The organism is Arthrobacter sp. ISL-69, from assembly GCF_018613775.1.
In the GTDB taxonomy this organism is placed as follows: Bacteria; Actinomycetota; Actinomycetes; order Actinomycetales; family Micrococcaceae; genus Arthrobacter.
This window is the reverse complement of the sequence record NZ_JAGGPO010000014.1, coordinates 23146-29750: the sequence shown is the minus strand read 5'-3', so window position 1 is coordinate 29750 and position 6605 is coordinate 23146. Positions and strand designations below refer to the sequence as shown.

Here is a 6605-nt window from a genome sequence, read left to right as displayed (position 1 = left end):
CGATAATCTACATTATGTAAAGTAGAAGTGATTCTGCTGCAGGCTCGGCAGTACGGGACCAAGGGATACTGCTTCCCCGTGTGCGGGCACCCGGAGGCTGAAGTCGGCGCCGTTACAGGGATCTGGGCCTATCCGACGACTCGCTGGGCAATAGAATCAGCGACTATCGGCAATGCAGGCGTACTTGTCTTATGAAGCCGAACGAGACAATGACGACACAATCCCGGAAGTCGCCGGGGGTCAGTTGAATGGCTTCCAAGCCGGCGGGGCGGCTTTTGCCCACTGTGCCTTGCTTGCCTCGGCGGCCACTTCTGTGGTCAGAAGCACAGGACCGCACCCACCCAGGCATTGGAAGTGGGACACACCGGGTGCGGGCCACTCCCCTGCGGTCTAAGGGTCGCTCTTCAGGCCAGTTGTGTGAGAATGACGGGTCCGGATGCCGTGACGGCGATCGTGTGCTCGGAGTGCGCAGTCCGACGGCCATTCGAACTGCACAAAGTCCACCCGTCAGGAGCTGTAACGAGTTTGCTGGTGCCGTCCATGATCCAGGGTTCTATTGCCAAAAGCAGTCCGGGGCGAAGCACGTATCCCCGTCCAGATGCACCGATGTTAGGTATATGCGGGTCCTGATGCATGGTGCTTCCAACACCGTGCCCGCCAAATTCGGTGTTGACATCAAAGCCTGCTGATTCGAGCACTGAGCCAATCGCATGGGAAATATTTCCGAGACGCGCTCCGGACTGGGCGGCATGGATACCGGCCAGAAGCGCCTTCTCCGTGGTTTCAATCATGTGCCGGTCCACAGGCGCGCGGGACTCCCCCACAACGAAGCTGATGGCGGAATCAGTGACCCACCCGTTAACGCTTGCTGCGAAATCAAGGGTCAATAGATCCCCATCCATCAGAACGTAGTCATAAGGGAGTCCGTGCAAAACGGCATCGTTAACGGAGGTGCAGATGACTTTGCCGAAGGGGCCGCGCCCAAATGAAGGGGCGTAGTCGACATAACACGAGCGGGCTCCAGCCATCCGAATCATCGAAGATGCCCAATCATTTATTTCCAGGAGGTTCGTCCCGGGCTCGATTCTCTCCTTCAAGTCGGACAGAGTCTTCGCCACGAACTGGCCGGAGACGCGTGCCGCGTCAACTTCTCGAGGCGTGAGTAGCTCAATCAATGATTCCTCCAAGTAGTACCGTTATTATTATAACGGTACTACTCTTGGAGGATGGTTAGAGTCCCGCTAAGCCCAGAAGAGATCCGAGCAGGGCAGCTCCTCGGCGAGATGCTGCGTCACGCCCGGGGGGAACGGACGCTGGTCCAGGTAGCTCTTGGTGCAGGTATATCCCCTGAGACACTCCGGAAGATCGAGACGGGTCGGATCGCAACACCGTCTTTCATGATCGTGGCTGCCCTCGCCGACGAACTGGCCCTCTCCCTGGATGCCATCCAGGGAACGCTACGACGGCCATCAGGTGAGAAGCTCGATGTAGCTTCCTGAGCGCACCTCCCGCCGGGCTGTTCGAGGCTACCGGCTCCCGTGGAGTCTCCTGAAAATCGCGGCGTTCATCGCCGAAACCTGGCTCTGGCTGCGCCTCACGACGATGGATCTCGATGGTCAAGGGCGTCAAGGAGTCGCCTGACCGAGCCGCCGAGGTTCCACTCGGCGGCAAGACGTTCGAGTTCGGCGCGCGACTCGCCGACAACAGGATGCAGCTGCGCGCCCGCCTCTTCGAGCGACGGCAGCTCGAGGTCGCGGACGACCTTCACGACCCTGGGCGCGACCTCGAGGTAGTCCGCAGCCGCGTCCAGCTTCGACCGCACGGAGGCGGACACCCCGCTTGCGGCATCCGCTGCCGCCGCGAGCAGCCCGTCGAGGGTGCCGTGCTCGCCGAGCAGCGACGCGGCGGTCTTCTCGCCGATTCCGGCGACGCCCGGCAACCCGTCGGAGGCATCGCCGCGGAGGGTCGCGAAGTCGGCATACTGTTCAGGCAGCACACGGTACTTGCCGACAACGACGACGTCGGTCACGACTTCGAGGTTCTTCATTCCGCGCGCGGTGTAGATCACCCGTACCTGACGGGCGTCGCTGACGATCTGGAAGAGGTCGCGGTCGCCCGTCACCACGTCGACCGGAAGCCCGGCGTGGCTGGCGTAGGTGCCGACGACGTCGTCGGCCTCATGCTCCGCGGCCCCCACGACCGCGATGCCGGCGAGGTCGAGCACGCGTCGGATCATCGGAATCTGCACCTCGAGCGCATCCGGCACGACTTCCACATCGGCGGCACCGGCCACCACCGTGGCGACCCGGTGCGACTTGTAGCTGGGGATCAGGTCCACCCGCCACTGCGGACGCCAATCGTCGTCCCAACACGCAACGAGATGTGTCGCTTCGTAATCGGTTGTCAGCCGCGCAATCATGTCGAGCAGGCCGCGGACGGCGTTCACCGGCGTTCCGTCGGCGCGGCGGATCGTGTCGGGCACGCCATAGAAGGCGCGGAAGTACAGCGACGCAGTGTCGAGAAGCATCAGGCGATGAGGCATAACTGATCCTGACACGGCAGCCCCGGATCGCGTTGGATCCCCACGGTTTTGTGTTCGACGCCGGCCCGCATCGCGCATGTGCAGGTCAGCCGTGGCTTCTCCCGGCCGCCACACCGCCGTGCATCTGTTGCGGAGCCGGGGACGTCAGGCAGAATGTGCCTCATGGGGCGTTGGAGCGAGGAGAAGGTGATCAGCGCCGCGCCCGACCCATCTTCCCTGGCAGCCGCCCGAAAGCTGACCCGTCCGGGTCCATGGTCCGAAACAGGCAGCAACGACGTCCTGGTCTGGGGCAAGTGCCAGGGCAGCGGAAAGACTCCCTATCAGGTGAGCGTGGACATCGCCGCCCCCGCATACCGATGCTCGTGCCCGAGCCGGAAGTTCCCGTGCAAGCACGCGCTGGCGCTGCTTCTTCTATGGGCCCGGGAGGAATTGGCCGACGGCGGCTCGGAGACTGCCGGCTTCGCTGAGGAATGGGCAGCCCAGCGGGCGGACCGGGCGGTCGCCCGGGAGCGCCGCCAGTCGGAGCCGCAGACGGATCCGGCCGCACAGGCGAAGCGGCTCGCTGACAGGCTGGCGCTGATGGATGCGGGGATCGCCGACTTCGCCCGCTGGCTGTCGGACCTTGTACGGACCGGCTTGGCCTCCGCCCGCAACCAACCGTATTCCTGGTGGGACGGCGTGGCAGGACGCTTGGTCGACGCGCAGCTGCCGGGTCTGGCCGAGCAAGTACGGGCAATGGGTTCGGATGTCCATGCCCGGGCCGATTGGGCTGACCATCTGCTCCTGCGATCCGGCCGCTGGTGGGCCATGACCAAAGCCTGGAGCATACGGGACGAACTGTCTCCCGCTGAGTTTGCCGACCTTCGGGTGGCAGTAGGGTGGGCAACGGCGTCGGCCGAGGTCCAGTCCTCGGAGGCCCTCCCCGGCCCGTGGCTGGTGCTCGGTGCCCACCGCAGCGATGACGGTCGGCTCCAGCAGCAACGTACCTGGCTGCGCGGACCCGACGGAACGGTGGTGCTGGTGCTCGATTTTGCCGCCCAGGGTGAAGCACTCGCGACACCCCAGCTCGCGGGCGCCCTGTTGGACGCCACCGTCGCACGGTATCCCGGCTCCGCACCGCAGCGGGCGATGTTCACCAGCCCGATAGCCCCGCGGGGATTGGCCGACGGGCTCGGTGAGGGCTGCAGCATTGCCCAGGCGTTGGACTTGGAATCGGCTGCGGTGGCGCTCTCGCCGTGGCGCGGGCGCCACCCCGTGCTGTTCGCCGGGGTGCGTGTCTGTCCGGGTGAGCCTGGCTGGCTGCTGGACGGCGCAGGCGATGCCCTTCCTTTGGCCGGCGTGCCCGCGGACTCCCTGCTGGCGCTGACCGGCAGCCATCCGATCCACCTGTTTGGAGAACTGGAGGACGGCCGCGTACGTCCGCTGTCCGTCGTCGTCGATGGGGCGGTGGTGACGCCATGACCTGGCTGGCAGAGCTGCGCAGTTCAGCGCTCGTCGGCACGGGGCGGCACGCGGCACCGGTTCCAGCTGCCGAGTTGGAGTTCCGCCCACCCGATGGCCTGTCGCGCGAGGAATTGCTGCTCGACCAGGCGGCCGTGGCCGATGTCGTCACCCGGGCTGCCCGCCGCCCCGGCATTGTGGACACTGCCCAACTGCCTGATCCGGCACCACCGGACGATGCCCCGCAGGCCTCCGCTGACGCCGTGCGGCTGTTGGACCTGCTACTCAACCAGCCTCCGGTTGGCCCGGAACTACGGACGCAGCTGGTCACAGACTGGTTGCAGTTCGCGGCTGTGTCCGGACGGCGGGTTCCGCACCGGTTGCTCCCGGCACTGCTCGCCCTGGCTGACACCAAGCCAGCCGTGGCGGAGCATATGCAACTTGTCATCGGACCCCGGGGCCGCTGGCTTCAGGGCCTCAGGCAACAGGGTTCCGGGCCGAGGGGGCACGCTCCCAAGGGATCCGGTCCGCAGGATACCGGACCGCGCGCCGCGGCTACGGACGACTGGGCCGAGCTGACGATGGCTGACGCCACAGCCGAACTGGAACGGCTCCGGCGCAGCGACCCGGCCACCGCACGCGAGCTGCTACACGGGCACTGGGACACCCTCAGTGCCCGGGAACGCGCCGCCCATCTGGCCGCTTTCGCGATCAACCTCGAACCCGCCGACGAAGACCTGCTGGAAAATGCGCTGGACGACAAAGCAAAGAGCGTGCGGGACCTCGCCGCCGACCTCCTTGGCCGGCTCCCCACAAGCGCCCGCGCCAACCGCATGGCAAGGCGCCTGAGGCCCCTGCTGCGCGTCAAGGGGTTACTGCGCAAGCAGTTCGATATCGACCTGCCACCGGATCCGGACGCCGCAGCCCTGCGCGACGGGATTGCCCAGGCCCCGCGTGCCGGCGAACCCGACCGGCTGGGCCGGCTGGACACGATCATCCGCGGCGCCCCGCTCGACGTCTGGACAACTGTCTCCGGCCGCAGCCCGGCAGCAACACTGGCAATGCTTGACGGCGAACCACGTGTGATCGACGCACTAGTCGCCGCCGCCACCCTCCGGACCGACACCGAGTGGGTGCGCGCACTGCTCGATCTCCGCACCGACGCGCGGCTGCTGGGCTGCCTGCCGGCAGCCGAACAGGAGGACGCGCTCCTGCGCCACATCCGCAGTAGCACGGCACAGCCTATGGCGCTGGTCCCCTTGCTGCGCGAGCTGCCGAGGCCGTGGGGCGCCCCCTTGGCCGCCGCAGTCCTCGAGCTGCTCACGGCAAAAAACGGCGGCCAGCTCACCGCAATGGTGTCGGGATTCCTGCCGACGGCCCTGCCGCCCGGCACCGCAGATCAGTGCCGCCGCCTGCTGCAACGTTCCGACGACGACGCCCCCCGGCGCCGCGTGTTTCGTGACGTCGTGCAATACCACTCGTTCCGACAATCGCTGACGGAGGCCTTCCAATGACCGATGCCCAGACTGCTGCCCCGGAGATTCTCCGCGCCCACGCGGAAACCGCCTACGCCGGCGAACTCCAGGCCCTGGCCGCCGTCGACGATCGACCCCGGCCGCCCAGCTGGCGGCTGTCCCCCTGGGCGGTGGCCACTTACATCCTTGGCGGCACGCTGCCGGACGGCACGCAGGTCAGCCCGAAATATCTGGGATCGTCCCGGCTGGTGGAAATCGCCGTGGCGTCACTTGCCACTGACCGGGGCCTGTTGCTGCTCGGCGTTCCGGGGACTGCCAAGACCTGGCTGGGCGAGCATCTGGCCGCGGCGATCTCGGGCACCTCCACGTTGGTGGTTCAGGGCACCGCGGGCACTCCGGAAGAGGCGTTGCGGTACGGCTGGAACTACGCGCGGCTGCTCGCCGACGGCCCTTCCCGGGCGGCCCTGGTGGCCGGGCCGGTGATGCGGGCCATGGAGTCCGGCAGCCTGGTGCGGGTGGAAGAACTCACCCGGATCCCGTCTGACGTGCAGGATTCCCTCATCACGATCATGAGCGAGAAGACCCTGCCCATCCCCGAACTCAACGCGGAGGTGCAGGCGATCAAGGGATTCAACGTCATTGCCACAGCGAACAACCGCGACAAGGGCGTCAACGACCTGTCATCGGCGCTGCGCCGCCGGTTCAACACCGTGGTGCTGCCGTTGCCCGACAGCCTCGACCAGGAGGTCGAGATCGTCACCACCCGCGTGCGGAGCCTTGGAGCAGCACTCGAGCTCCCGGCCGACCTTGCGGCACTCTCTGAGATCCGCCGGGTAGTCACGGTGATGCGGGAGCTGCGCGCCGGCCTCACCCAGGATCAGCGGACCACCCTCAAATCGCCATCGGCAACCCTGTCCACGGCAGAAGCGATCTCGGTCATGACGAATGGCCTGTCCCTGGCAGCCCACTTCGGTGACGGCAGCGTCCGCGCCGCGGACGTAGCGGCGAGCCTGGTCGGCGCGGTGGTCAAGGATCCGGTCCAGGACCGGGTGATCTGGCAGGAGTACCTGGAAACCGTGGTCCGCAACCGGCCGGAATGGAAGGACCTCTACCGGGCCTGCCGCGACCTCGAGTCCGCGAACTGATCA

Annotated in this window: 6 protein-coding genes; 4 read left to right on the top strand and 2 right to left on the bottom strand. The window is 66.5% G+C overall.

Annotation, left to right across the window (positions count from 1 at the left end; all coding sequences use genetic code 11):
- Positions 1-404: 404 nt before the first annotated feature.
- Entirely contained in the window at positions 405-1175 is a 771-nt protein-coding gene (gene map / locus J7I79_RS09820) for a type I methionyl aminopeptidase (protein ID WP_214952727.1), read from the bottom strand.
- Between the two features lie 51 nt (positions 1176-1226).
- On the opposite strand from map, the gene J7I79_RS09815 reads away from it, so the two are divergent.
- A complete protein-coding gene (locus J7I79_RS09815) occupies positions 1227-1499 on the top strand; it encodes a helix-turn-helix domain-containing protein (RefSeq protein WP_214952725.1) in 273 nt (90 codons plus the stop codon).
- 95 nt (positions 1500-1594) lie between these two features.
- Here the strand turns inward: J7I79_RS09815 and J7I79_RS09810 are convergent, their stop codons facing one another.
- A complete protein-coding gene (locus tag J7I79_RS09810; RefSeq protein WP_214952723.1) occupies positions 1595-2542 on the bottom strand; it encodes a 5'-3' exonuclease H3TH domain-containing protein in 948 nt (315 codons plus the stop codon).
- 162 nt (positions 2543-2704) lie between these two features.
- Here J7I79_RS09810 and J7I79_RS09805 point away from each other — a divergent pair, with 162 nt between their 5' ends.
- The 3 genes from J7I79_RS09805 to J7I79_RS09795 are packed head-to-tail and all read left to right on the top strand — an operon-like array spanning position 2705 to position 6602.
- On the top strand, positions 2705-4003 hold the full coding sequence (locus J7I79_RS09805; RefSeq protein WP_214952721.1) for an SWIM zinc finger family protein: 1299 nt from the start codon (positions 2705-2707) through the stop codon (positions 4001-4003).
- A complete protein-coding gene (locus J7I79_RS09800) occupies positions 4000-5496 on the top strand; it encodes a DUF5691 domain-containing protein (RefSeq protein ID WP_214952719.1) in 1497 nt (498 codons plus the stop codon). Before J7I79_RS09805 ends, J7I79_RS09800 begins: the two co-directional genes overlap by 4 nt.
- Positions 5493-6602 (top strand): AAA family ATPase, encoded by a 1110-nt coding sequence (locus tag J7I79_RS09795; protein ID WP_214952717.1) that lies wholly within the window; start codon positions 5493-5495, stop codon positions 6600-6602. The genes J7I79_RS09800 and J7I79_RS09795 overlap by 4 nt, the downstream gene beginning before the upstream one ends.
- The last annotated feature ends 3 nt before the right edge of the window (positions 6603-6605 follow it).

What these genes read in the sequence shown, in the direction of transcription:
- J7I79_RS09815 (WP_214952725.1), top strand. Translation starts at nt 1,227, where the DNA reads ATGGTTAGAGTCCCGCTAAGCCCAGAAGAGATCCGAGCAGGGCAGCTC.
- J7I79_RS09810 (WP_214952723.1), bottom strand. Translation starts at nt 2,542, where the DNA reads ATGCCTCATCGCCTGATGCTTCTCGACACTGCGTCGCTGTACTTCCGC.
- J7I79_RS09805 (WP_214952721.1), top strand. Translation starts at nt 2,705, where the DNA reads ATGGGGCGTTGGAGCGAGGAGAAGGTGATCAGCGCCGCGCCCGACCCA.
- J7I79_RS09800 (WP_214952719.1), top strand. Translation starts at nt 4,000, where the DNA reads ATGACCTGGCTGGCAGAGCTGCGCAGTTCAGCGCTCGTCGGCACGGGG.
- J7I79_RS09795 (WP_214952717.1), top strand. Translation starts at nt 5,493, where the DNA reads ATGACCGATGCCCAGACTGCTGCCCCGGAGATTCTCCGCGCCCACGCG.